General features: G+C 29.7%; 23 protein-coding genes. 6 read left to right on the top strand and 17 right to left on the bottom strand.

All coding sequences use genetic code 11. The annotated features are described in order from the left end of the window. The first annotated feature begins 19 nt into the window (after positions 1-19). On the top strand, positions 20-916 hold the full coding sequence (locus LNAT_RS06940) for a methylenetetrahydrofolate reductase (protein ID WP_096259757.1): 897 nt from the start codon (positions 20-22) through the stop codon (positions 914-916). Here LNAT_RS06940 and LNAT_RS06935 read toward each other — a convergent pair. The 12 genes from LNAT_RS06935 to ppk2 all read right to left on the bottom strand — a co-directional run bounded on the left by LNAT_RS06935 (position 913) and on the right by ppk2 (position 14,116). After that, positions 913-1,737, bottom strand: coding sequence for a hypothetical protein (locus LNAT_RS06935; RefSeq protein WP_096259755.1), 825 nt, complete (start codon positions 1,735-1,737; stop codon positions 913-915). The two genes, LNAT_RS06940 and LNAT_RS06935, sit on opposite strands and share 4 nt — an antisense overlap. Beyond that, positions 1,734-2,324, bottom strand: coding sequence for a helix-turn-helix domain-containing protein (locus LNAT_RS06930; protein ID WP_096259753.1), 591 nt, complete (start codon positions 2,322-2,324; stop codon positions 1,734-1,736). The genes LNAT_RS06935 and LNAT_RS06930 overlap by 4 nt, the downstream gene beginning before the upstream one ends. Further along, positions 2,321-2,908 (bottom strand): tetratricopeptide repeat protein, encoded by a 588-nt coding sequence (locus LNAT_RS06925; RefSeq protein ID WP_096259751.1) that lies wholly within the window; start codon positions 2,906-2,908, stop codon positions 2,321-2,323. Before LNAT_RS06925 ends, LNAT_RS06930 begins: the two co-directional genes overlap by 4 nt. Further along, on the bottom strand, positions 2,892-4,895 hold the full coding sequence (locus LNAT_RS06920) for an urea transporter (protein WP_096259749.1): 2,004 nt from the start codon (positions 4,893-4,895) through the stop codon (positions 2,892-2,894). The genes LNAT_RS06925 and LNAT_RS06920 overlap by 17 nt, the downstream gene beginning before the upstream one ends. Before the next feature lie 3 nt (positions 4,896-4,898). Next, positions 4,899-6,233 carry an alanine racemase gene (locus LNAT_RS06915; protein ID WP_096259747.1) on the bottom strand — a complete coding sequence of 445 codons (1,335 nt, stop codon included), beginning with the start codon at positions 6,231-6,233 and terminating at the stop codon, positions 4,899-4,901. 9 nt (positions 6,234-6,242) lie between these two features. Then, positions 6,243-7,244 (bottom strand): ATP-grasp domain-containing protein, encoded by a 1,002-nt coding sequence (locus LNAT_RS06910; protein ID WP_096259746.1) that lies wholly within the window; start codon positions 7,242-7,244, stop codon positions 6,243-6,245. After that, a complete protein-coding gene (locus LNAT_RS06905; protein ID WP_096259744.1) occupies positions 7,228-7,476 on the bottom strand; it encodes a PqqD family protein in 249 nt (82 codons plus the stop codon). Before LNAT_RS06905 ends, LNAT_RS06910 begins: the two co-directional genes overlap by 17 nt. A gap of 86 nt (positions 7,477-7,562) precedes the next feature. After that, complete coding sequence (gene guaB / locus LNAT_RS06900; protein ID WP_096259741.1) at positions 7,563-9,011, bottom strand: IMP dehydrogenase; 1,449 nt, start codon at positions 9,009-9,011, stop codon at positions 7,563-7,565. Further along, positions 9,008-10,363, bottom strand: coding sequence for an Asp-tRNA(Asn)/Glu-tRNA(Gln) amidotransferase subunit GatA (gene gatA / locus LNAT_RS06895; RefSeq protein ID WP_096259739.1), 1,356 nt, complete (start codon positions 10,361-10,363; stop codon positions 9,008-9,010). The genes guaB and gatA overlap by 4 nt, the downstream gene beginning before the upstream one ends. Next, positions 10,360-10,467 (bottom strand): glutamyl-tRNA amidotransferase, encoded by a 108-nt coding sequence (locus LNAT_RS06890; protein ID WP_096259737.1) that lies wholly within the window; start codon positions 10,465-10,467, stop codon positions 10,360-10,362. Before LNAT_RS06890 ends, gatA begins: the two co-directional genes overlap by 4 nt. Further along, on the bottom strand, positions 10,460-13,204 hold the full coding sequence (gene ileS / locus LNAT_RS06885) for an isoleucine--tRNA ligase (protein WP_096259735.1): 2,745 nt from the start codon (positions 13,202-13,204) through the stop codon (positions 10,460-10,462). Before ileS ends, LNAT_RS06890 begins: the two co-directional genes overlap by 8 nt. A 114-nt stretch (positions 13,205-13,318) precedes the next feature. Then, positions 13,319-14,116 (bottom strand): polyphosphate kinase 2, encoded by a 798-nt coding sequence (gene ppk2 / locus LNAT_RS06880; RefSeq protein WP_096259733.1) that lies wholly within the window; start codon positions 14,114-14,116, stop codon positions 13,319-13,321. 48 nt (positions 14,117-14,164) lie between these two features. On the opposite strand from ppk2, the gene LNAT_RS06875 reads away from it, so the two are divergent. Then, a complete protein-coding gene (locus LNAT_RS06875; RefSeq protein WP_096259731.1) occupies positions 14,165-15,169 on the top strand; it encodes a CinA family protein in 1,005 nt (334 codons plus the stop codon). On the opposite strand, the gene LNAT_RS06870 is transcribed toward LNAT_RS06875, so the two are convergent. Continuing rightward, complete coding sequence (locus LNAT_RS06870; protein ID WP_096259729.1) at positions 15,161-15,637, bottom strand: hypothetical protein; 477 nt, start codon at positions 15,635-15,637, stop codon at positions 15,161-15,163. The two genes, LNAT_RS06875 and LNAT_RS06870, sit on opposite strands and share 9 nt — an antisense overlap. Positions 15,638-15,679: 42 nt before the next feature. On the opposite strand from LNAT_RS06870, the gene LNAT_RS06865 reads away from it, so the two are divergent. From LNAT_RS06865 to LNAT_RS06850, 4 genes are read left to right on the top strand one after another with little or no spacing between them, the layout of a single operon-like run. Next, entirely contained in the window at positions 15,680-16,708 is a 1,029-nt protein-coding gene (locus tag LNAT_RS06865; RefSeq protein ID WP_096259727.1) for a bifunctional 3,4-dihydroxy-2-butanone 4-phosphate synthase/GTP cyclohydrolase II, read from the top strand. A gap of 3 nt (positions 16,709-16,711) precedes the next feature. After that, complete coding sequence (gene hemH, locus LNAT_RS06860) at positions 16,712-17,605, top strand: ferrochelatase (RefSeq protein WP_096259725.1); 894 nt, start codon at positions 16,712-16,714, stop codon at positions 17,603-17,605. Continuing rightward, positions 17,580-18,002, top strand: a complete 423-nt coding sequence (gene dtd, locus LNAT_RS06855; protein WP_096259723.1) for a D-aminoacyl-tRNA deacylase — start codon at positions 17,580-17,582, stop codon at positions 18,000-18,002. Before hemH ends, dtd begins: the two co-directional genes overlap by 26 nt. A gap of 1 nt (position 18,003) precedes the next feature. Next, positions 18,004-18,396, top strand: a complete 393-nt coding sequence (locus LNAT_RS06850) for a DUF2914 domain-containing protein (RefSeq protein WP_096259721.1) — start codon at positions 18,004-18,006, stop codon at positions 18,394-18,396. A 93-nt stretch (positions 18,397-18,489) separates the two neighbouring features. On the opposite strand, the gene dnaK is transcribed toward LNAT_RS06850, so the two are convergent. The 4 genes from dnaK to LNAT_RS06830 all read right to left on the bottom strand — a co-directional run bounded on the left by dnaK (position 18,490) and on the right by LNAT_RS06830 (position 22,762). Further along, positions 18,490-20,379, bottom strand: coding sequence for a molecular chaperone DnaK (gene dnaK, locus LNAT_RS06845; protein WP_096259718.1), 1,890 nt, complete (start codon positions 20,377-20,379; stop codon positions 18,490-18,492). Positions 20,380-20,391: 12 nt separating this feature from the next. Next, a complete protein-coding gene (locus LNAT_RS06840; protein ID WP_096259716.1) occupies positions 20,392-20,925 on the bottom strand; it encodes a nucleotide exchange factor GrpE in 534 nt (177 codons plus the stop codon). Further along, positions 20,918-21,661, bottom strand: coding sequence for a hypothetical protein (locus LNAT_RS06835; RefSeq protein ID WP_096259714.1), 744 nt, complete (start codon positions 21,659-21,661; stop codon positions 20,918-20,920). Before LNAT_RS06835 ends, LNAT_RS06840 begins: the two co-directional genes overlap by 8 nt. 99 nt (positions 21,662-21,760) lie before the next feature. Beyond that, positions 21,761-22,762, bottom strand: coding sequence for an AI-2E family transporter (locus LNAT_RS06830; RefSeq protein WP_096259712.1), 1,002 nt, complete (start codon positions 22,760-22,762; stop codon positions 21,761-21,763). Between the last annotated feature and the right edge of the window lie 4 nt (positions 22,763-22,766).

Below are 22,766 nucleotides of genomic sequence, written 5' to 3'. Positions count from 1 at the left end.
TTCTAAAAAAAGGCCTTTAATGAAAGAAAAACTTTTAAGTGACAGATTAATAACACTTGAAACAACTCCTCCAAAACTTCCTACAATTGATCCAATGATTGAAAAAATAAAAAAAACTGAAGCTTATAAATATATAGACGGATTTACCACAACAGACTGCCCTTTAAGCAAACTGAAATATAATTCAATAATAGCAGCATATAAAATTCAGCAAACATTTAATAAAAAAGTAATAGCCACAATGAGTATGAGGGACAGGAATATAATTGCTCTTCAAAGTGATTTGCTTGGTGCCAATGATTTAAATGTTACAAACATTTTGGCCCTAACAGGAGACCCGGCCAAAATGTCTGACCAGCCAAATGCTAAAGCCGTGGTTGAAGGCAGCAGTTTAAAACTTCTTGAAATAATAAGGGCATTCAATAGCGGAATGGATTATGCAGGAAAAGAGTTTAAAATAAAGCCAAAACAAATTACCCCTTTTGCTGTAAGTAACTCATATGCTAAAAATTTCTCTTCAATTGAAAAAAAAATTTATAAAAAAGTAAAAAATTTTGCCTTAGGTATAATAACCCAGCCGGTATATGATTTGGAAATTGCCGATAAACTGCTTGAAATAAGAGATAAAATAAGAAATAGTTTCAGTGATGAAAGAAAAAATTTTGATATGATTTTGGGATTTTTCCCTATTACAAAATTAAAAACCGCCCAGTTTTTACACTCACACGTACCTGGTATTTACGTGCCGGACAGTTGGATAGACAAATTAATTAAAGCACATAAAATAAGTGAAAACGAGGAATATAAAGTAGGACTTGAGCTTAGTCGCAATTTATTTAATAATTTACAAAAGAAACATCCAAAAATTCATATTATGACAGCTAACAGATTTGAAATAGTAAAAGAGCTTTTTTAAAAAGCTCTTGAATAAGAAAGTAAATATATATTGGAATAAGCGTTACTTTCATCCTCAAATTTATCTCTTTCATATGAAATTTTAATATTATTAACTTTTTCAAAATTATAATTAACACTTAAACCATATCCATATTTATACTCATCTCCTGTATTATATACCACAAATCCATCATTTGCTACTTTATAAGCAAATTTTCCAAAAGTTGTTTTTAAAGTTGTAGTCCAATGACCATAAAAATTTTGAAGTTTTATATCAAAATTATTATATGTATCATCCGGTGCAATATTTTTTTTTGAAATATGTATATGATTATATTTACCTTCTAAATAAAAACTTCCAACTGTAGAATAATAATTGCCAAAATTAAATCCAAATTTTGGAGAAAACTGAGAAACATTAAAATTCTTATAATCAGAATAATAATAATCAATACCCATATTGTATTTTAAATATTTATAATAATCTAATCCTCCAAATAATACTTTATTATAATGATAATTGTTGTCATATTGTTTTACCCATAAATTATGAATTCCTGCTTTAAATATCCAATTATTTTCATAAAAATAATCAGTTTTAAACGTAAAATCTTTCTGTTTCCAATCAGGTATATTTTTTTTATAATTAATTTTTAAATATTCTGCATCCATTTCAATTTTTATAGGAAATTTATAATAACTGTAATAAATTCCTCCTAATTTAGCATTATCTTTAGAACTACCGCTATAATCAATATAACTCCCATAAGGCATTACAACTGAAGTGCTATACGCAAATCCTAAGGCTACTATATTTGAAAGTAAAAAAATTTTTTTCATTTTATCTCCTTTAAATTGATTTTATATCCCAAATTTTTTTTATTAACTATTTTTATACCTTTTTTTCTTAAATTCGAAATTATAACTTTTATTGAATCAATATTTTCAACATAATCACAATTTTCTAGAATATCTATTTTGGAAATAAAATAGCTGCTATTTTTTAATAAAATATTTAATATTTCACTTTCCGCTTTAGTTAAATTGACTAATTCATTCTTAAAATAAAGATTTTTTGTTGTAAAATTATAAACAAATCCATCAAATTTTATTATATTTTTTTTTAAAAGTTTCTTCTTTAAATAATTAAGTCTCAAAACAATCTTTTCATAATCTGAATATAAATAACAATAATCACCAATTTCTAAAGCTCTTTTATAATATAAATTGTCACAATAATTATTTAAAAAAACAATATAACCGTTAAAAAAATTTTTAATTTCTTTAATATCTGAATAAAAATTAAAATCAGCTAAAATAACATCATATTTTTTATTTAAAATTTCATCAAAAAATTCTTTATTATCATGGACTTGTTTCATTTCAAATTCATAAATTATAAAATAAGAATAATTTAAAATTTTCATTTTAAATATTTGTTCGCTATCTGATTATTCGGATCTAAAATAATTATATTTTCAAATACATTTTTAGCTTTATTTTTATCTGTTTTTTCATATATTAATCCTAAATTTGTCAAATATAAAATATTAGTAGGATATAAAATAAGCATTTTATTTACAGTTTTTAAAGCAGTTTTATAATCTTTTTTATAATATAGTGCAAGTGAAAGATAATAATTAGCATAAAAATTATAATAATCTTTTTTAATTACTAATTGTGCATATTTAATAGAATTATTATAATCTCCTTTATATAAATATACTCTTGATAAACCAAGCAAAGGCTCAATTGAATAAGGAAGTATTAAAGATGCTTTTAGATAATGTTTAATTGAATTTTCATAGTTTTTATTTAAAAAAAACAGATATCCAAGTCTTAAATTTATAGTATAACCTCTCGGATATTTTTTATATATAGGAATTAAAACTTTAATAGCATCCTCATAATCACCCATTTTTTCATAATTGTATGATTTATAATAAAGTTCTTTTATATTTAATGCAAATAATAAACACCCTCCTAATATTAAACTAATTGTCTTTTTCATAAACTCTCCTTAATTCAAAATCTTTTCCTTTTATTTTTTCAAATCCTTTTTCATAAAATGAAAAATATACTTCACCATAATTAGATTTAATAGACAAATTTTCTTTTTTATATTTTTCTTTTCTTAGAAAAAAATTAAAATTAAACGGCAACAAAAATTCAGCAATTAATAATTTAATTCCTTTTATTCTTATATCCAACGGTAAAACATCCTTATAAATTACATTTTTATTAATTAATGGAATTCTTGGAACTATTTTATAAATTTCTTTTAAATACGATTCTGCGCCATCATATTCATAAAAATAAAATAATTTGTCATGAAGATAAAAATATAATTTATTTTTCCCATCAAACAAATAAAATTCTCCTTTATCGTTCATTTTTATAATAAATTCAATAATTTCATTCTGTTCAGTTTTATATTTATAAATATCATCTAATATAAAATTAAATCTAAGTTGCATAGATTTATCTAAAATAGTCGCTTCTATTTCTTCCTCTTTTTTAGGTAATGAATAAAAATAAAGTTTGTTCTTTTTAATATAATCATAAAACTTAAATGGTAATGTTTCACTTCCTAAAAAACCGTTCTTTTGGACTTGTATATGAATATGAGGTTCAGGAGAATATCCGCTATTTCCGCATTTTCCTAAAATATCCCCTACTTTTACATAATCCCCTACATTTACTTTTATTGAAGATTGCATTAAATGGGAAATTTCTACAAAAAAACCTTCATCGCTTTTAATAATTATATAATTTCCCCAATTATTAACTCTATCTACAACACCTATAATATTATCTTTTAAATCATCCCTTTTAGCTATTACATATCCGTTTACAGGAGATAATACATTTTCTCCAAAAGCATAATAATCCTCTAAAAAAAGCCCTTCGTCTTTATAAGTTTTTCCGTTTTTCTTAATTACAAAATCATATGCATATTTCCATTTTCCTTTATGAGTCCATTCTCCATTGAATGCCTGATATATACTCCATTTTCCGGAAAATGGAAGATGTATTTTTACATCATTACCTCCAAATCTGAAAAAATTGCTTAAAAAAGCAATCAATGATTTTTCAGGTGTACCTTTTATTGAATAATTAAAAAAAGTGTATCCAACACTATAGAACAACAAAATAACAAGTAATGTTATAAAATTAAACGGCATTGTGTAAACAGGCAAAGAATAAAAATTAAAAAATACTTCCATAGCATCAACTACAATTACAGAAACCATTACCGAAATTAAAGCTATTATATAATTTTTTAAAGTAGGAAGTAAAAAAACACCTCCGACTGCCATAGCAATAAGAATAAAATTAAAATTATAAGGTGAATTTAAAGCATCATAATAATTCGTAAAAAAAGAATGAAAATATACTCCCGTATAAAATCCTAATATAGATAAAAAAAATAAAATTCTTGAATAAAAAAGAATAATTAAACTTATTATAAGCCCTGCAATAGGATACGGTAAGAAAAAAACAGTTCCCATTGAAATAAAATATTCTTTAAAAAAAGGAAAATCTAAATTAAAAACAGGTTTTCTCTCTAAAATATTACTCAGTAAATTTGTATATTTAAAACTTGCTAAATAAAAAAACATACTTACTATTGCAAATGGAAGAGAAAGTATCGGGAGTGAATATTTTATAAAAATTCTATTCAAACCGAATGAAATTAAAAATGTAAGTATTGATAATATAACAGTAAGAAAAACAGTTAAAAATGTAACACTGTAATAAAATCCCACTCCCATTCCAACAAGCAAAGAATTATATAAATAAAAACCGTATTTTATATATTCTTCTCTAATTTTTGCTATTTCTGCAAATAAAATTGTAGAAATAATAGCAATACTTCCAAGTATTCCAACGCTTGGAAGTATAAAAGAAAGTAAAAATAGAATTACCCCTGCTTTTAAATCTCTTAAAAAAAGAATAGAAATATAAGGTTTAAAAACAAGTGCTAATTTTTTCATTTCTTACTTTAAATAATCAGGAACTATTTCTTTTTCTACAACATATTCTAAATCATCAGCTTCTCTTATAAGATGAGGAGTTGAATTTTTATCAATCAATACTACTCTTGGACGGTATCTGATAAATTGCATAGATTGAGTATAATTATATGCACCAACTGGCCATATACTAAGTACGCTTCCCCTCTCAAGTGGAGGCAACATAATATTTTCAGCAATCACATCTATATTCATACAAAGAGGCCCGTTTATCATTGATGGTTCGTTTAATCCTTCATATCTTTTATCAAGTGCAATATCGAAATTATACCAAAAAGCCGTATATAATAAATTTACGCCCGCATCTACAATATATCCTTTTTTACCGTCAGGAAATCTTTTATCGGCAAATACTGAAGTTAACAAATATCCAGCTTCATCAATCAAAGCCCTTCCTGTTTCTAAATAAAGTTTTGGAAGTTTTTTATCATTAAATTCATAAATAGCATTTGTAATTGCTTCTGCATATTCATCTGCACTTGGGACTATTACTTCCGGTGGCTGATAAACACCTTTTAATCTGTTTTTACTTGCAAATCCTCCTCCGATATCAATGTATTCAATTTCATAACCGAAATCTTCCTCTAATTTTTTTCTAAGCTGCATCAATTTCCTAACTTCATTGGCATAAGCGCTGGCACTTAGCATAAAAGTTCCAATATGGGCATGAAGTCCTGTTAAATAAAGTTTTTTACCTTTATAAATTCTTTTTACAGCTTCATATGCTTCACCGTTATCAATATTAAATCCAAATCTTGACCATTGAGGATAAATTCCAGTATCCATGTTACATCTGATAGCAACCGGAATATTAACTCCAAGTTCTTCTGCAATGTCTTCTAAATCATTAATTTCATATAAATGGTCAATATGAATTTTTGCTCCCTCTTTTACAGCAACCCTTAGGGCATCTTTAGGTTTATAAGGTCCGTTAAAAATAATATTTTTTCCTTCAATTCCGTTTCTTCTGGCTTTTTGATATTCAAATTCACTTACAACCTCAGCTTTGCTTCCAAGTTTATGGTAAATTTTACAAATTGCATCAAGATAATTTGTTTTGTAACTCCACCAAAATTCAACTTCAGGATATCTACTGCTAAAAGCTTCTTTAAATTCCAGATATTTATCTTCAATTGCCCTTTCACTAAACACAAACAAAGGTGAACCAAAATCTTTAATTAACTCTCTTACATTAACTCCATCAATTTCACTTCTTATTTTTTGCGTTTTAAGAGGTGAACCGTATTTACTAGCAATGGCAAAATCTACTCTATTTATAGTCGGTTTTTCATATTTCATAATATCTCCTTAAAGTTCTTTTTTATTCATTAATGTTAAAAATTCTTTAAAATCAACACTCAATTCTTCTACATACCTCACATACATTTTTTCAATAGGATAATCTAAATTTGGTTTAACTTCCTTGCCATCAATCAAATCAATAAGAATCTGAGGCAGATTTACTCCTAAATCTGTTGCAAAATATACCCAGGCAGGAAATCTCGGATTTATTTCAATTAAATAAATTTCATTATTATAAACCATTGCTTCAAGTTCAAAAGCTCCCCTCCAGTTTTTTGAAAACTGAACAGCTAAATTTAAAAGTTTTTCATTTTTAATGCTAACAGCGCTCCAAACTTTTCCTAAATCTGTGGTAGTTAGTTTTTTTATTCCAACTCCGCCTTTTAATTCATAATTACTAATTCCCACATAATTAATCTCAATTCCGTTTATTACTTCCTGAGCTAATAAAGGAAATCCCCATTCGTTTGATATTTTGTAAAAATATTCAATTGCTTCATCCAAATTATAAGCTTTATAGGCCTTATAATAATTTCCTTTTACCATTATTGGAAATCCAAGTTCTTTTGTAGCGGAAATTAAATCATCAAGAGATAAAATTTTAATTGTTTTTGGATGTTTTACACCCAAACTTTTACAAAATTTCTCAAGTTTTGCCTTATCTCTCATTTCAAATTGATTTAAAGTAGGCAGAAAAGTTTTTAAGCCTAATTTATTAATTTGATCCTGATATTTAATATAAAGAGGAAGTTCCGCATCCAAATTTGGAATAACAATATCAATACCCGATTTTTCTTTAATATATTTAATTCTTCTCTCAAACTCGTCATATCCAAGTGTAGGATACGGCATAAGATATACTTTTTCAAAAAGTCCCTCATAAACACCAGGTTCATTTGGGTCGTAACTAAGTCCTATTAAAGGATATCTATCTTTTAAACTTTTAGCTACACCGATTCCAGGTGCTGGGTTGTCCGTATTATTTAAACCACTAATTGCCACTTTCATCGATTAACCCATAAACTCTAAGTTTTTGAAAGAAATCGTTTACATCAATGTAAACTTCTCTCCAGTCTTTACCACTCTCACTTGAAATGATTTCAACTATTTCATCTTTGCTTTTACCTTCTTTAATTAATTCAATTATTTTTTTTGCAGTATCATTTAATTGAAATGTAATTCCTAAAGATGGAACAAATCCCATATCGTTTTCATCTACTATCATTTCATTAATTAACATTAAAACTCCTTAAATGATTTTTAACATTATAGAAAAGAAAAGTAAATGAAAGGTTAATGAAAAATTATTTAAAAGAAAAAGAAGAATTATTGATGATAGTTTGGAGCTTCTTTTGTAATGGTTACATCGTGAACGTGAGATTCTTTAAGACCGGCACTTGTAATTTCTACAAATTCCGCTCTCTCCCAGAATGTCGGTATATCTTTTGCACCGCAATATCCCATAGAAGCTCTAAGTCCTCCGATTAATTGATGAATAACATCTTTAATTTTACCTCTGTATGGAACCATACCTTCAATTCCTTCAGGTACTAACTTATCAGCAGCAGTTCCTTCTTGGAAATATCTATCATTGCTTCCTTTTTGCATAGCTCCGATACTTCCCATTCCTCTATAAGCTTTATATTGTCTTCCTTGATACATAATAGTCTCGCCTGGAGATTCTTCAGTACCTGCAAGCAGACTACCTATCATTACAGAACTTGCCCCAACTGCTAAAGCTTTTGCAATGTCACCTGAATATTTAATACCACCGTCTGCAATTACAGGCACATCAAACTCAGCTGCAGCAGCTGCGCATTCATCAATTGCGCTGATTTGAGGCACACCGACTCCTGCTACAATTCTTGTTGTACATATACTTCCAGGTCCTATTCCTACTTTTACAGCATCAGCCCCGGCTGCTATCAAATCTCTTGTAGCAGCGGCAGTAGCAACATTTCCTGCAACAACATCAACATCAAATCTTTTTTTAATTTCTTTTACTAAATCCAAAATTCCCTGAGAGTGACCATGAGCAGAATCAACCACAATTACATCAACCCCAGCCCCTACTAGTGCAGCTGCTCTTTCAATTCCATTTCCAACACCTACTGCCGCTGCAACTCTAAGTCTTCCGTATTTATCTTTATTAGCATTAGGATACTCTTTTTTCTTTTGAATATCTTTTATTGTAATAAGTCCTTTTAAATATCCTTCATCATCAACAATTGGAAGTTTTTCTATTTTATGTTTGTGAAGAATTTGTTCTGCTTCTTCTAATGTTATTCCCTCTTTTGCTGTAATAAGAGGCATTGGAGTCATAAGGGCTTTTACAGGTTTTGAATAATCTTTTTCGAATCTTAAATCCCTGTTTGTAAGAATTCCAAGCAGTTTATCATTTTTATCAACTACAGGCACACCTGAAATTTTATATGTAGCCATAATATCAAGCGCTTTTGCTATTGAATCATCAGGAAAAACTTTTACAGGGTCAATTATAATACCGCTTTCACTTTTTTTAACTTTTATAACTTCTTTTGCCTGAGTTTTAATATCCATGTTTTTATGAATTACACCGATTCCTCCAAGCCTGGCAAGTGCAATAGCAGCCCTTGCTTCCGTAACAGTATCCATAGCGGCTGAAACTATAGGAATATTTAGCGTTACATTTCTTGTAAACCTTGTTCTTAAATCAACTTCTTTAGGCAGTACATTTGAATATTGCGGCACTAATAAAACATCTTCAAAAGTTAAAGCTTTATATTTAATTCTCATTTTTCTTCCTTTACTAAATTTTCTACTATCTTTGCCCCGTCAAAAAGAGTCTGCTCATCAAAATGTTTTGCAATAAGTTGAAGTCCTATTGGCATATTTTCTTTATCTTTTGCAATTGGAAGTGAAATTGCAGGAACGCCCGCAAGGTTTACACTGATTGTATAAATATCACTTAAATACATCTCAAGCGGATCTTTTTTACTTCCAAATTCAAATGCTGTTGTTGGAGTTACAGGGGTTAAAACCAAATCTGCTTCAGCAAAAAGTTTATCAAATTCTTCTTTAATTAAGTGTCTTACTTTTTGAGCTTTTAGATAATAAGCATCATAATATCCGCTACTTAGAACAAAAGTACCAAGCATGATTCTTCTTTTAACTTCTTCTCCAAACTGAGCTCTTGTTAATTTATATGTTTCTTTTAAATCTTTTCCTTCAATTCTGTTTCCGTATCTCATACCGTCAAATCTTGCAAGGTTTGAACTGGCTTCTGCAGTAGCAACCACATAATAAGTTGCAACATCAACTTTTGAATTCATTAAACTTTTGTGAATAATTGTGTGTCCTTCTTTTTCAAGTGCAGCAATTACGTCTAAAATTGCCTTTTTAACCTCAACATCTGCTTCGTCAATATAATTGTCAATTACAGCAATTTTAAGTTTTCTGTTTTCATTAATCTCTATTTTTTTATTTTCAATTGGGGCTGAAGTTGAATCGTGAATGTCGTATCCTGCAATAATATTGTACAAAATTGCCGCATCTTCGACATTTTGAGTAATAGGCCCAATTTGATCAAGACTGCTTGAAAATGCAGTAAGCCCGTATCTACTAACTCTTCCGTAAGTTGGTTTCATTCCAACAACTCCGCAAAATGCAGCAGGCTGACGGATGCTTCCGCCGGTATCACTTCCTAATGCCGCAATTGCAAGCCCGGCACCCACCACAGCAGCACTTCCACCACTGCTTCCCCCAGGGACTCTGTTTGGATTGTGAGGATTCAATGTTTTTCCGTATGCACTGGTCTCAGTTGAACTTCCCATTGCAAATTCATCCATATTACATCTACCAAACGGACTAAGTCCGGCATTAAGCATTTTTTCAATCACAGTCGCATTATAAGGAGCCACATAACCTCTGAGGATTTTAGAAGAACATGTAATCTCCCAACCTTTTACGTTAATATTATCTTTAATTGCAACTGGCACTCCATCCCCAACCTCATTCAAATCAGTATCTAAAAACTGTTCGATATATCCGCCAAGAACTTTTTGTTCTTTTGCTTTATTTTGAATATCTTTTTTAATTTCAGCCAATTCTTCTTTTGGTAAATTAAGCGCTTCTTTTAATGTTATCATTTAAACTCCTTTAAATTTTCAAGCCATTTATAAATTATATAACTAACACTGATTAAAATAACTATTGTTAAAAAAACAAACCAAAAAGGGACCGGTTTATCCATTTATTACCTTTTCGCATCTCTCACATAATCCGCCTTCAACTTTTGCCAAATATCTCCAACATCTTGGACATTTATGAAGTGGAGATCTTTTAATTTTAATTACAAACTGCTCATCACCTATATGAAATTCATCCAAAGTTTCACCTTCAATCTCTTCGCCCATTAAACTAATTACAAAAAAGTCGGCCATCTCTTCATTTAATAATTTATCACAATTTGTTTCGATTGCAAGTTCAAGTGTATCTTTTATAATTTTTTCTTTTTTTAATCTGTCTACAATTTCAAAAAACCTTCTTCTAATTTCTAAAATTTCTTCATCTATTGGATTCTCAACAGCCGCAAGTGGAGCATATACAAAATCAAAAATATCTTTTGCTTCCTCTTTTATTACTTTTGGCGCATGTTCAACTGCTTCATCCATAGTATAAGTTAAAACCGGAGCTAAAATTGAAATTAAACTTTTAGCAATAATTGCCATCGTACTTTGAGAATTTCTTCTTTTTGGTGATTCTTTTGCCTCACAGTAAAGTCTATCTTTACAAACATCAAGATAAATTGCACTAAGCTCTGTCACAATAAAATTATTAAGTAAATTTAAAGCTTTTGAAAAGTCATATTTGCCAAAAAGATATACAACCTCATCAAATACTTCTTTTGCTCTTGCTAAAATCCATTTATCAATCATTGACGGATTGTCAAGTTTAATCTCTTCCAAATCATTGACATTAGCAAGTAAAAATCTTATTGTATTTCTTAATTTTCTGTATTGTTCGGCAACCTGTTTTAAAATATTATCCCCGAGTTTTATATCTCCGCTGTAATCACTGCTTGCAACCCAAAGTCTAAGTATTTCTGTTCCGTATTTTTTGGCAACTTCGCTTGGGGCTACAACATTTCCTTTACTTTTAGACATCTTTTCACCGTTTTCATCAACGGTAAATCCGTGGGTTAAAATTGATTTATAAGGAGCTTTATTTTCAACCGCGGTTGATACAATGAGTGAACTTTGGAACCATCCTCTGTGCTGATCGCTACCTTCTAAATACATACTTGCCGGATAACTACCTGCATCATATCTGCCTGATTTAAGAACCGCAAACCAAGTTGAACCGCTGTCGAACCAAACATCCAAAATATCGTTAACTTTTTCAAGTTTTGGCGCTAAATCTTTTTTACTCTCAGGCAGTAACTCTTCTATGCTTAAAGCATACCATGCATCAGCGCCTTTTACTTTAAAAATATTGTAAATATTCTCAATTATCTCATCATCAATTATAAGCTCACCTGTTTCTCTGTTTCTGAAAAACGCAATCGGCACACCCCAGTCTCTCTGTCTTGAAATACACCAGTCAGGTCTGTTGCTAACCATTGAAGTAAGTCTGTTTCTACCACTCTCAGGAGTAAAACTTACATTTTCAATTTCTTTAAGTGCTTTATTTCTTAAAGTATCACCTTCATAAGTCTTATCCATTGCAATAAAAAACTGTTTTGTAGCCCTGAAAATAATAGGATTATGACATCTCCAGCAGTGCGGATATGAGTGGGTAAACTTAGTGGATTTTATTAAATTTTCACCAAGAAGTTCAAGTATTTTTTCATTTGCATTAAATATATGCATTCCGACAAATTCTGCTGATTTTTCTCCAAGAAGCGATTCATTTTCAAGAAGTTTAGAATATTTACCTTCATCATCTACCGGCTGAAGAATATCTGTATATCCGTATTTCAGCCAAACTCTGTAATCTTCTTCCCCGTGTCCCGGTGCTGTATGAACACAACCGGTACCGCCGTCCATTGTAACATGTTCACCTAGCAGAATAACTGACAATCTGTTGTTAAGTGGATTTACGGCTTTAAGACCTTCAAGTTCTTTTGGATCGATTTCTCTTACAATATCGCCTTTTACAACCTCTTCGCTTCTTAAACTTTCATAAAGAGGAGCGGCAACTATAAAATTATCACTTGTTAAGACATATTTAACTTCAGGTGAAAGTGCAATACCCATATTCGCTGGAAGTGTCCAAGGGGTAGTAGTCCAGATAATTATTTTTGCGCCTTTAATACCTAAGGCTTTATTCGATTCTTTACTTAATGGAAATGACACATAAATTGAATAATCCTCTTTGTCTTCATATTCAACCTCGGCTTCAGCAAGAGCGGTTTTATCATGCATACACCAGAAAACCGGTTTGCTTCTTTCTATCAAAAGACCTTTTTTGGCAATTTCGGCTAACGCTTTGTAAATATCGGCTTCAAAAGCAAAATCCATTGTTTTATAAGGGTTTTCCCAGTCTCCTATGACACCGAGGGCCTTAAACTCTTCTTTTTGAATTTCTATAAATTTAGCGGCATGTTCGCGGCAAAGTTCCCTGATTTTTGTTTTAGGAAGAGATTCTTTTTTAACCCGACCTATTTTTTTCTCAACCTGCTGTTCAATTGGAAGTCCGTGACAATCCCAGCCTGGTACATATCTGATATCGTATCCCTGAAAATAGTAAAATTTATTAATTATATCTTTTAAAATCTTATTTAATGCATGACCTATATGGATGTGTCCGTTTGCATATGGAGGTCCGTCATGAAGATTAAATCTGTCATTACCCTGTCTATTTTGTTTCATTCTTTCATAAACATTTTCACTAAACCATTTTTGATATCTTTTAGGTTCATTCTGAGGTAAATTTCCACGCATAGGAAATGTAGTTTTTGGCAAAAGAAGAGTGTCTTTGTAATCCATAGAAGTTTTCCTTTTTTTGCAAAGTATTATACCATAATATTTAATTGAAAATTGAAAATGTAAAATGGAAAATGAATTTTTAAATTATCCATTTTCCATTATCAATTTTACATTTTATTCAATATGTGATACAAATTTCACAATGTTTGGGTCCGGTTTATAAAAATAATCTTTTTCATCATAATCAAACTGTGATATCAAATCTCTTATAATATTAATTCTTGCTCTTTTTTTATCATTTGCATCAACTATAACCCAAGGAGCATAAGGTGTGGAACTTGCGGCAAACATATCTTCTTTTGCTTTTTGATAATCCTCATAATGTTCATAACTTTTCCAATCAAGGGTTGAGAGTTTCCATTTTTTAAGAGGGTCGGTTTCCCTGGCTTTAAGTCTTTTATACATCTCTTCTTTTGAAATATTTAAATAATATTTAAAAAACTTAATCCCGTCATCAACAATCAATTCTTCAAATCTTGGACACTGACGCACAAATTTCAAATATTCTTCATGAGTGCAAAATCCCATTACCCTTTCAACCCCTGCCCTGTTATACCAGCTCCTGTTAAAAAACACCATTTCACCGCCAGCCGGAAAATGAGGTACATATCTTTGAAAATACCATTCAGTCTTTTCCTTGTCACTCGGTTTATCAAGAGCTATACTTCTTGCAAATCTCGGATTCAAATGTTCAAGTATTCTTTTAATGGTTCCGTCTTTCCCCGCAGTATCCATTCCTTCAAATATTACAAGCATCCTTTTATTGTTTTTCTTTATCCAAGTTTGAAGTTTTACAAGTTCAATTTGGAGTTTAAGAAGTTCTTTTTCATAAAATTTATCTTTTAATTTTCCGTTTTTTTTAAATACCTTATCTTTTGACAATGTATATTCTGGCAAATCTAATTTTCCCATTTCCTCTCCTTTTTGATACAATAACTTATTATAACAAAAGGATTAAAAATGGAAGTAATTTTTGTTGGGAAATCATGGAAATTCAAAAAAGCTCTGCAGGAAGAAATATTAAAAAAAGTAACTTTTAATAAAACCGTATATTTAGACAAATTTGATATAAATTTTAAACCAGACGATGAGACATTAATTGTAACAGACGAAAACACCTATCCGCTGGTTACAAAAATCTTGGCAAATCTGACCAATCAGAATGTAATAATAAAAGATGATTTTTTAATCCCTGAAACGGCAAAATTTTCTAAAAATTCTTTTTTGATTGAATATTATTATCCTATCAACGTTATTTTATTAAAAGATGAAGTGCCTGAAATTTTAATTATTACACCTGAATATGAAGAAATAAACATTTTTAATTTTGACAAAGATTCAGCAAAATTATTGCTTGAACCGATTTTTAATGCATATAAATTGAATCCGGTTATTTTCGAAGAAGCGGGAATTGTAAAAATTTATACTGAAATTCTTGAAGAAAAAATAAAAAAAGAAATTTTGAAAACAATTCCTTACACTGTTTTCGGAAATCTGTTTGCGCATATAGTAAATAATCTGCCTCCCAAAAAAATTACATTTGCAGAAAGCTGTACAGGGGGATTGATTGCCAGCAATCTTACTAAAATTCCAGGAAGCAGTAACTGTTTTGATGGAAGTGTGGTAACTTATGCAAATAGAATAAAACACGAATGGCTTGGAGTTGAAGAACTTACCCTTGAAAAATATGGAGCTGTAAGCGAACAGACGGTAAAAGAAATGCTGCTTGGGGCGATAGAAATTTCTAAAGCAGATTATGCTTTGGCTGTCAGCGGAATAGCTGGTCCCACTGGAGGCACACCCACTAAACCGGTTGGCACTGTTTATATAGGGGTGGCAAACAATAAAGAACTTAAAGTGGAACTTTTGCATTTAAAAGGGGATAGAAATTACATTCAATACCAGGCAATGATGAATGCCATAAGATTATTTATAACTTTTAGCAGGCTTTACACATCACTGTAAAGCCGCTGTTAAATAAAATATCATTTTCCATCCTGAATCAATTAAAAAATTTTTATTGTTATAAATATCATAGAGTGTAAAATCCATCAATTTTGAATTAAAAGAAATATCTTTTTCTTTATTATTCTTGTCTTTTATCGTAATTCCCATATATGAAATCTCAAAAGTATTGTCTGCCTTATTTATTTTAAACTGAGTCAGCAAATAGGGTTTATTAGAGATTTTGGTTTTATTAGCGTCTTCATTTAAATACCCCTTAACTTCAACAATTTTTGTCCCGTTATCTGTTTCAAAACTATCCCATTTAACGTCTGTAAAATATTTATATTTATCAAAAGCCTCACCTACACTAATTGTTTTAAAATCATTTAAATATCCATTTTTAACTGTTGAAATATCAGAATTTAAACATCCGTTTACAAGAACTAAACTTATTATAAAAGTAAATAGATAAAATATTTTTTTCATAAAAAATCCTTTTTTGTTAAAATTATAACAAAAAGGTTATTAATGCCAGATTCTATAAACAGAGTAAAAAAAGCAATAAAAGAAATACAAAAAGGAAATATCATTATAATGATTGATGATGAAGATAGGGAAAATGAAGGCGATTTAGTATACGCCGGAGTTTTTTCAACACCCAAGAAGGTAAATTTTTTAGCAAGTGAGGGAAGAGGACTTATATGCGTATCTTTAACAAATGAGATTGCGGAAAAATTAAACTTAACCCCAATGGTTCCGCAAAACAGTGAAAGTTTTTCTACCGCTTTTACAATAAGTGTTGATGCAAAAGAAACTAAAACCGGAATCAGTGCATATGAGAGGGATTTAACCATTAAAAAACTGGCATCCCCCATCTCTAAACCTGATGATTTTGTACGACCGGGTCACATTTTCCCGCTTATTGCAAAAGACGGAGGGGTACTTGTTAGAACCGGCCATACGGAGGGAAGCGTTGATATATGCAAACTTGCAGGAGTTTATCCAGTAGCTGTAATTTGTGAGATAATGAAAGAAGACGGCACAATGGCAAGACGTGATGATTTAAAAGAGTTTGCCAAAAAACATAATCTCTCAACTGTTTACATCTCAGACATTGTTGAATACAGGCTTCAGTTTGAAAGCCTTGTTAAAATTGAAAAAAAAGAAAAAATAACTATTCAAGGTGTTAATTTTGAAAAAATAACCTTTATTGACCATTTGGGCAACCGTCATTATGTACTTGCCAATAATCCAAAAGAAACAACCAATGTAAAATTTTATCCCGTTATGAGCAATGTGGATTTTATTTTAAATGAAAAACTTATAAATGAATACAATAAAATTTTAGAATATATAAAATATAATTCCGGTGTTATTGTTTTTATCAGTTCAAATTCAAATGATAAAAATAAAGAATTTGGTATAGGTGCCCAGATATTAAAATCGCTTGGAATAAAAAATCTTAACCTTTTTTCACTTCATAAAAACGAGCTAAACGCTCTAAAAGGCTTTGGACTTCATATCAATAAATATCTTAATATCAAAGATGTTGGATAAAAAATGAAAGCTGTCGTATTAATGAATATGGGAGGGGCCAGAAACGAAAAAGAACTTAAAGAATTTTTATTCAACATGTTTATGGATAAAAGAATTATAAACTCGCCTGTAAGATATATTTTAGCTCCGTTAATATCAAATTTCAGATACAAAAAAGTATGGAAAAACTATGAAAAGATTGGCGGCAGCAGAATTTATAAAATTACGCAAAATTTAACAAATAAGCTAAAAAATGATAATTATGATGTTTTATATTCTATGCGTTATTCAAAACCGAATTTAAAAGATTTGAATTTAGACAAATATTCTGAAATTCTGTTTTTACCTCTTTATCCACATTACTCTTTTACCACATTTCAAAGCTCGGTTGATGAAATTGAAGAATTAAATTTAAACAAGCCTTATAAAATAATAAAGCCCTTTTATAAAAACGTAAAATTTAACGAAATAATAAAAGAAAATATATTAAATTCAATAAATGACACAAAAGAATGGAATTTAATATTCTCAGCCCACGGTCTTCCTAAAAGCATTATAAAAAAAGGTGACACATACGAAAAAGAAATAAACGAGCATGTAAATATTTTAAAAAAACTTTTGCCAGAATTTAAATCTATTTCTCTTGCATTCCAGTCAAGATTCGGACCAACAGAATGGTTAAAACCATATCTGCATGAAGAACTTAAAAAATACAAAAATGAAAATGTGTTAATATACCCTATTTCATTTATGATAGACAATTCCGAAACTGATTTGGAACTGAAAGTCGAATATGCGCATCTTGCAAAGGAAATTGGAATAAAAAATTATAAAGTTGTAGAATGTCCTAATGACAGTGAAAAAACAGCAGAATTTTTAAAGGAGTTAATTAATGAAAGCAATAATTCAAAGAGTTAGTTATTCGGCTGTATATGTAAACAATGAATTAATTAATGAAATAAATAGAGGTATAAATGTATTAATAGGATTTGAAGAAGGAGACACGGAAGAGAAAATTTATAAAATAGCTAAAAAAATTGCATCTTTAAGAATATTTGATAATTTTTCAAAAAATATAATGGATATAGATGGTGAAATCTTGTTTATTCCCAATTTTACATTGGCCGGAATTACCAAAAAAGGAACAAAACCAAATTTTCAATATGCAATGAAAAGAGAAACAGCTAAAAAATATTATGATACAATGTTAAAAGAACTTAACAATTATGCAATCACAAAAGGCGGAATATTCGGGGCCAATATGGAAGTAATTATTAAAAATGATGGACCCATAAGTTTAATTTTGGAGGTTTAGAATGAAAAAACTTCTCATTTTCTTGATAATAACATTTCTTTTTTCTTATGATTTAAAAGAGTTTGTTACTTGCAAAGATGTTAAAAACTTAACTCCTGCTTATATAACTTCTACTTTTACAACCAAAGATAAAAAAGTTTATGCATTTGCATATTTTACAAATATAGAAGAAAACAGACTTATTGATTTTGTATGGGAAAAAAATGTAAACGATGTATGGAAATTATATGCAGATATTCAGCTTCCTATTTACAAAGGGCTTAGATGGAGAACATATTCAAACATTACAATCAGACCTTATTTAATAGGTAAATGGAGAGTTAGTATATATGACGGAAATAATTTAATAGCAGTAAGGGAGTTTGAAATTACGGATACTAATAGTTCTAAATAAAATTTAAAAATCAAAAATAAAATAAAAAAACTAATTTTAATTTAATAGTGACTGACACTATTTTTATAAAATAAAAAAGAAACAAGCAGAGGCTTATTCAACCTCTGCATCTATAACGTCGTCGTCTCCACCTTTATTTTGTTGTTGACCTTGTTGTCCCTGTGCACCGCCTTGAGCTTGTCCACTTGCTGCCATATTTTGAGCAGCTTTTTGTAATTCTGCTTGTAATTCAGCTTTTAAGCCCTCAATTTTAGCTTTATCTTCGCTTTGAGATTCAATAAGCTCTTTAGCCTCTTTAATTTTAGCTTCAAGTGCGCTTACATCTCCAAGTTTATCTTTATTGTCTTTTATGAATTTTTCTGCCTGATATGCAACTGCATCAAGTTCATTTCTTGCTTTAATAGCTTCAATTCTCGCTTTTTCTTTTCTGTTCGCTTCCTCAGCTTCTTTAATCATTCTTTGAATTTCTTCTTCACTTAGAGTTGAACTTCCTGTAATTGTAATTTTTTGTTCTTTTCCAGTTGTTTTATCTTTTGCACTTACATGTAATACTCCGTTCGCATCAATATCGAATGTAACTTCAATTTGCGGCACTCCTCTAGGAGCTGGCGGAATACCTTCAAGATTAAATTGTCCAAGTGATTTATTGTCTTTAGCAAGTTCTGCTTCACCTTGCAATACGTGAATTGTAACCGCTGTTTGGTTATCTTCAGCTGTGCTGAATATTTGTGATTTTCTAACAGGTATTGTTGTACCTTTTTCAATAATTTTAGTCATTACTCCACCAAGTGTTTCAATTCCAAGACTAAGTGGTGTAACATCAAGTAACAATACGTCTTTTACTTCACCTTTTAATACACCTGCTTGAATTGCAGCACCAAGTGCAACCACTTCATCAGGGTTTACAGATTTATTTAATTTTTTACCGTTAAAATATTCACTTACCAATTGTTGAACTTTTGGAATTCTTGTTGAACCACCAACCATTACTATTTCATCAATTTCATTTTTATTTAAACCTGCATCATTCAATGCTGTGTCAATGTGTTTTAATGTCTCTTGCAATAAATCATCAATCATAGCTTCAAATTTAGCTCTTGTCAATTTTTTAACCAAGTGTTTTGGTCCTGTTGCATCAGCAGTAATAAATGGCAAGTTAATTTCAGTCTCTTCTTTAGTTGAAAGTTCTTTTTTAGCATTTTCAGCCGCATCTTTTAATCTTTGAAGAGCCATTTTATCATTGCTTAAATCAATTCCTGTTTCAGCTTTAAATTCGTTAATTAGCCATTCCATAATTCTTTGGTCAAAGTCATCCCCACCAAGGAATGCGTTACCGTCAGTTGCAAGTACTTGGAAAGTACCATCACCAATTTCTAGTACTGTTACGTCAAATGTACCACCACCCAAGTCATATACTAAGATTTTTTCTTCACCTTTTTTATCAAGTCCGTATGCCAAAGCCGCTGCTGTTGGTTCGTTAATAATTCTTAATACGTTAAGTCCAGCAATTTTTCCGGCTTCTTGAGTCGCTTTTCTTTGTGAATCGTTAAAGTATGCCGGTACTGTAATTACAGCTTCAGTTACTTCTTCACCAAAAAATTCCTCTGCATCTTTTTTAAGTTTCATTAAGATTTTTGCTGAAATTTCTTGCGGTGTATAAATTTTCCCGTCAACTTCAACAGCACAAGCTCCGTTTTTATCAACAATTTTATATTGTACATGTTTTTTAGCTTCCTGAGCTTTTGGCTCATTACACATCATACCCATAATTCTTTTTACAGAATAAATTGTTCTCTCTGGATTTGTGATTGCCTGTCTTTTAGCAGGTTCTCCCACTAATACTTCACCTTTGTCTGTAAATGCCACTACTGACGGAGTTGTGTTTCTACCTTCTTTATTTGGTATAATTTTTGCATCTTTCCCATCATAGTAAGCCATTGCTGAGTTTGTTGTTCCTAAGTCAATTCCTATTACTTTTCCCATTTTTTTCCCTCCTTAAGATTTTTTATTTATTGTAACCATTGATGGTCTTATTAGTCTGTCTTTTAGTTTATAACCTTTTTGATAGATATCAACTATAGCACCTTCTTCGTGCTCATCACTTTGAACCTGCTGGATAGCCTGATGAATTTCTGGATTAAACTCATCATGTTCAACAGGCTCAATTCCGTGATTTTTAAAGGTATCAAGCATTTTTTTGAGTGTTAGCTCAACACCTTCGATAAGTTTATCAAAAGCCTCGGCTTTATCTTCTATCTCATTTGCATGAGTAATTGCCAGTTCTAGTGAATCCACAACCGGCAATAAATCTTTTGCAAATTTTTCATACGCATAATCAATCAATGCGTCTGTTTCTTTTTTAAGAATTTTTTTATCGTTTTCACACTTAGCATAAGCCCTAAGTGCTTCATCCAGTTTTTGTTTTAACTCTTCATTTTCTTTTTTTAAAGCCTCTGTATCAATTTCTTGATTTTGATTTTGCTGGCTATGTTGTCTCTCTTCATGCTTGTTTTTATCATGCTTAGCCACTTGCCCCTCCTTTGATTAGGTTTAGAAAGTTTGAATATATGTCACCAATCAAAACATATTCAAACCATTTATCATCAACTTTTTTTAAATTTTTGTATATAAGAATATCATTTATAAAATTTAAACCTTTTTTAATAGAATTAAATTCAAATTCTATGAATGGTTTAATGTCAATAACTTGACTGAGCTCAAATAATCTTTTTTGATTATAACATAAATATTCATATATTAAATCAATTTTTTTAAAAATTTCATTTAAATTTAAATATTCCAAGTAGTTTCTGATTTGATCAAAATATATACCTTCAAGTGATTTTAAAAAGGTATATAAATTTGCATCATATTTAAAAACAAATTCATTTTTTTCAAATTCTACAATTATAAATTTGTCATATTTATAAACTTTTTTTAACAATTCGTTTTCAAAGATCTTAGCTGCAAAATATAGATTATTTTCTATAATCTTTTCTTCCAAATTTTTCAAATCTAATTCTATATTTTCAAAATTTTCTTTCCAAAAAGTTTTTAAAGCCTTTTTTGAGGGTTTAGAACCGCTCGACAAATGTTCTTTTTCAATAAGCCCGTGTTTTTTTAATTTTTGTAAATAGCTTCTAATAGATGAAGCTGAAAAAGGTAAATTTGCTTTTTCTTTTAATTTAGTTGAGCTTATTGGAGCCGATTCTTTTAAATATTCTTTAATTAACTCCTCTAATACTAACTCAACCTTTTCTTTCATTTTGTCACTCTTTTTTTTTAATTGACAATGTAATTATAATAAATAAAATACTGTTTGTCAAGTTTTTTACATAAAATTTTTAAGAAAATTTAGTCATTGTTACTCAATCTTTTCATAAAACCTGATTACAGATAAAAACATTGCGGTAACTGCGGGCCCGATTATAATTCCCCAAAGCCCAAAAGATGAAAGCCCTGCTACTATGGAGAAGAAAATTAAAAGAGAATTTACTTCAAATTCTCCTTTAAACAGTTTTTTTACCCTGTCAATAATAACAGGTTTTATAAATGTATCGGCTATGATTGAAATCATAATTATTGAATATAAAGCAACCACAATGGCACCCTGGGTATTTCCGTTGGCATACAGATACAAACTGACAGGCCCCCACATTAAAATACCACCTATAATAGGAATTAAAGAAGCAAACGCATACATTACTGTAAAAAATATAAAATTAAGCCCATACATACTAACTATAAAACCGAATAAAACACCTTCAAGCAGGGCAGTTAACACAGTGGAATAAAAAACCACACTCATTACTTCACTTGTACCGAAAAATATTTTTTCCAATTTTTCATTTTCAAGAGGAATTACTTTTTGTAAAAAAAGAAGTATCTCTTTTCCATATAAAACAGCAAAAAAGAAAAATACTACAATTAAAAAAGCATCTTTAAAAAATACCGCACTTTTCGCAGTTAAAGTCCCTACAATTGGCATTATTGCATTATAGATTTCTGTAATATGTTCCGGATTTATATAATTTTTAACTTCACTTTGAATAAAAGATGGAAGATAGGATATTAAATCCTGTGATTTAGATAAAATTATTTTAATTTCATTTACATCTACCTTGGAAATTATAGCACCGGCTTTAAAAACAAAATATAAAATAGGACCAAAAATCAAAAAGGCAAATATTATTGTTACTATAGAACTTAAAAGATATTTATTTTTAATTTTTAATGATAAAAAATATATAACTTTTCCAAATGCAATAGCCATAAGAGAAGCTATTGCAATATCAAGAAGATACGGCTTATAAGTTAAATATACAAAATATCCTATGATTAAAGTTAATATTCCAAGTACTTTCATAATT

This window comes from Lebetimonas natsushimae, assembly GCF_002335445.1.
GTDB lineage: Bacteria > Campylobacterota > Campylobacteria > Campylobacterales > Nautiliaceae > Lebetimonas > Lebetimonas natsushimae.
This window is presented reverse-complemented; position numbering and strand designations above follow the sequence as displayed.

What these genes read in the sequence shown, in the direction of transcription:
- LNAT_RS06940 (WP_096259757.1), top strand. Translation starts at nt 20, where the DNA reads ATGAAAGAAAAACTTTTAAGTGACAGATTAATAACACTTGAAACAACT.
- LNAT_RS06935 (WP_096259755.1), bottom strand. Translation starts at nt 1,737, where the DNA reads ATGAAAAAAATTTTTTTACTTTCAAATATAGTAGCCTTAGGATTTGCG.
- LNAT_RS06930 (WP_096259753.1), bottom strand. Translation starts at nt 2,324, where the DNA reads ATGAAAATTTTAAATTATTCTTATTTTATAATTTATGAATTTGAAATG.
- LNAT_RS06925 (WP_096259751.1), bottom strand. Translation starts at nt 2,908, where the DNA reads ATGAAAAAGACAATTAGTTTAATATTAGGAGGGTGTTTATTATTTGCA.
- LNAT_RS06920 (WP_096259749.1), bottom strand. Translation starts at nt 4,895, where the DNA reads ATGAAAAAATTAGCACTTGTTTTTAAACCTTATATTTCTATTCTTTTT.
- LNAT_RS06915 (WP_096259747.1), bottom strand. Translation starts at nt 6,233, where the DNA reads ATGAAATATGAAAAACCGACTATAAATAGAGTAGATTTTGCCATTGCT.
- LNAT_RS06910 (WP_096259746.1), bottom strand. Translation starts at nt 7,244, where the DNA reads ATGAAAGTGGCAATTAGTGGTTTAAATAATACGGACAACCCAGCACCT.
- LNAT_RS06905 (WP_096259744.1), bottom strand. Translation starts at nt 7,476, where the DNA reads ATGTTAATTAATGAAATGATAGTAGATGAAAACGATATGGGATTTGTT.
- guaB (WP_096259741.1), bottom strand. Translation starts at nt 9,011, where the DNA reads ATGAGAATTAAATATAAAGCTTTAACTTTTGAAGATGTTTTATTAGTG.
- gatA (WP_096259739.1), bottom strand. Translation starts at nt 10,363, where the DNA reads ATGATAACATTAAAAGAAGCGCTTAATTTACCAAAAGAAGAATTGGCT.
- LNAT_RS06890 (WP_096259737.1), bottom strand. Translation starts at nt 10,467, where the DNA reads ATGGATAAACCGGTCCCTTTTTGGTTTGTTTTTTTAACAATAGTTATT.
- ileS (WP_096259735.1), bottom strand. Translation starts at nt 13,204, where the DNA reads ATGGATTACAAAGACACTCTTCTTTTGCCAAAAACTACATTTCCTATG.
- ppk2 (WP_096259733.1), bottom strand. Translation starts at nt 14,116, where the DNA reads ATGGGAAAATTAGATTTGCCAGAATATACATTGTCAAAAGATAAGGTA.
- LNAT_RS06875 (WP_096259731.1), top strand. Translation starts at nt 14,165, where the DNA reads ATGGAAGTAATTTTTGTTGGGAAATCATGGAAATTCAAAAAAGCTCTG.
- LNAT_RS06870 (WP_096259729.1), bottom strand. Translation starts at nt 15,637, where the DNA reads ATGAAAAAAATATTTTATCTATTTACTTTTATAATAAGTTTAGTTCTT.
- LNAT_RS06865 (WP_096259727.1), top strand. Translation starts at nt 15,680, where the DNA reads ATGCCAGATTCTATAAACAGAGTAAAAAAAGCAATAAAAGAAATACAA.
- hemH (WP_096259725.1), top strand. Translation starts at nt 16,712, where the DNA reads ATGAAAGCTGTCGTATTAATGAATATGGGAGGGGCCAGAAACGAAAAA.
- dtd (WP_096259723.1), top strand. Translation starts at nt 17,580, where the DNA reads ATGAAAGCAATAATTCAAAGAGTTAGTTATTCGGCTGTATATGTAAAC.
- LNAT_RS06850 (WP_096259721.1), top strand. Translation starts at nt 18,004, where the DNA reads ATGAAAAAACTTCTCATTTTCTTGATAATAACATTTCTTTTTTCTTAT.
- dnaK (WP_096259718.1), bottom strand. Translation starts at nt 20,379, where the DNA reads ATGGGAAAAGTAATAGGAATTGACTTAGGAACAACAAACTCAGCAATG.
- LNAT_RS06835 (WP_096259714.1), bottom strand. Translation starts at nt 21,661, where the DNA reads ATGAAAGAAAAGGTTGAGTTAGTATTAGAGGAGTTAATTAAAGAATAT.
- LNAT_RS06830 (WP_096259712.1), bottom strand. Translation starts at nt 22,762, where the DNA reads ATGAAAGTACTTGGAATATTAACTTTAATCATAGGATATTTTGTATAT.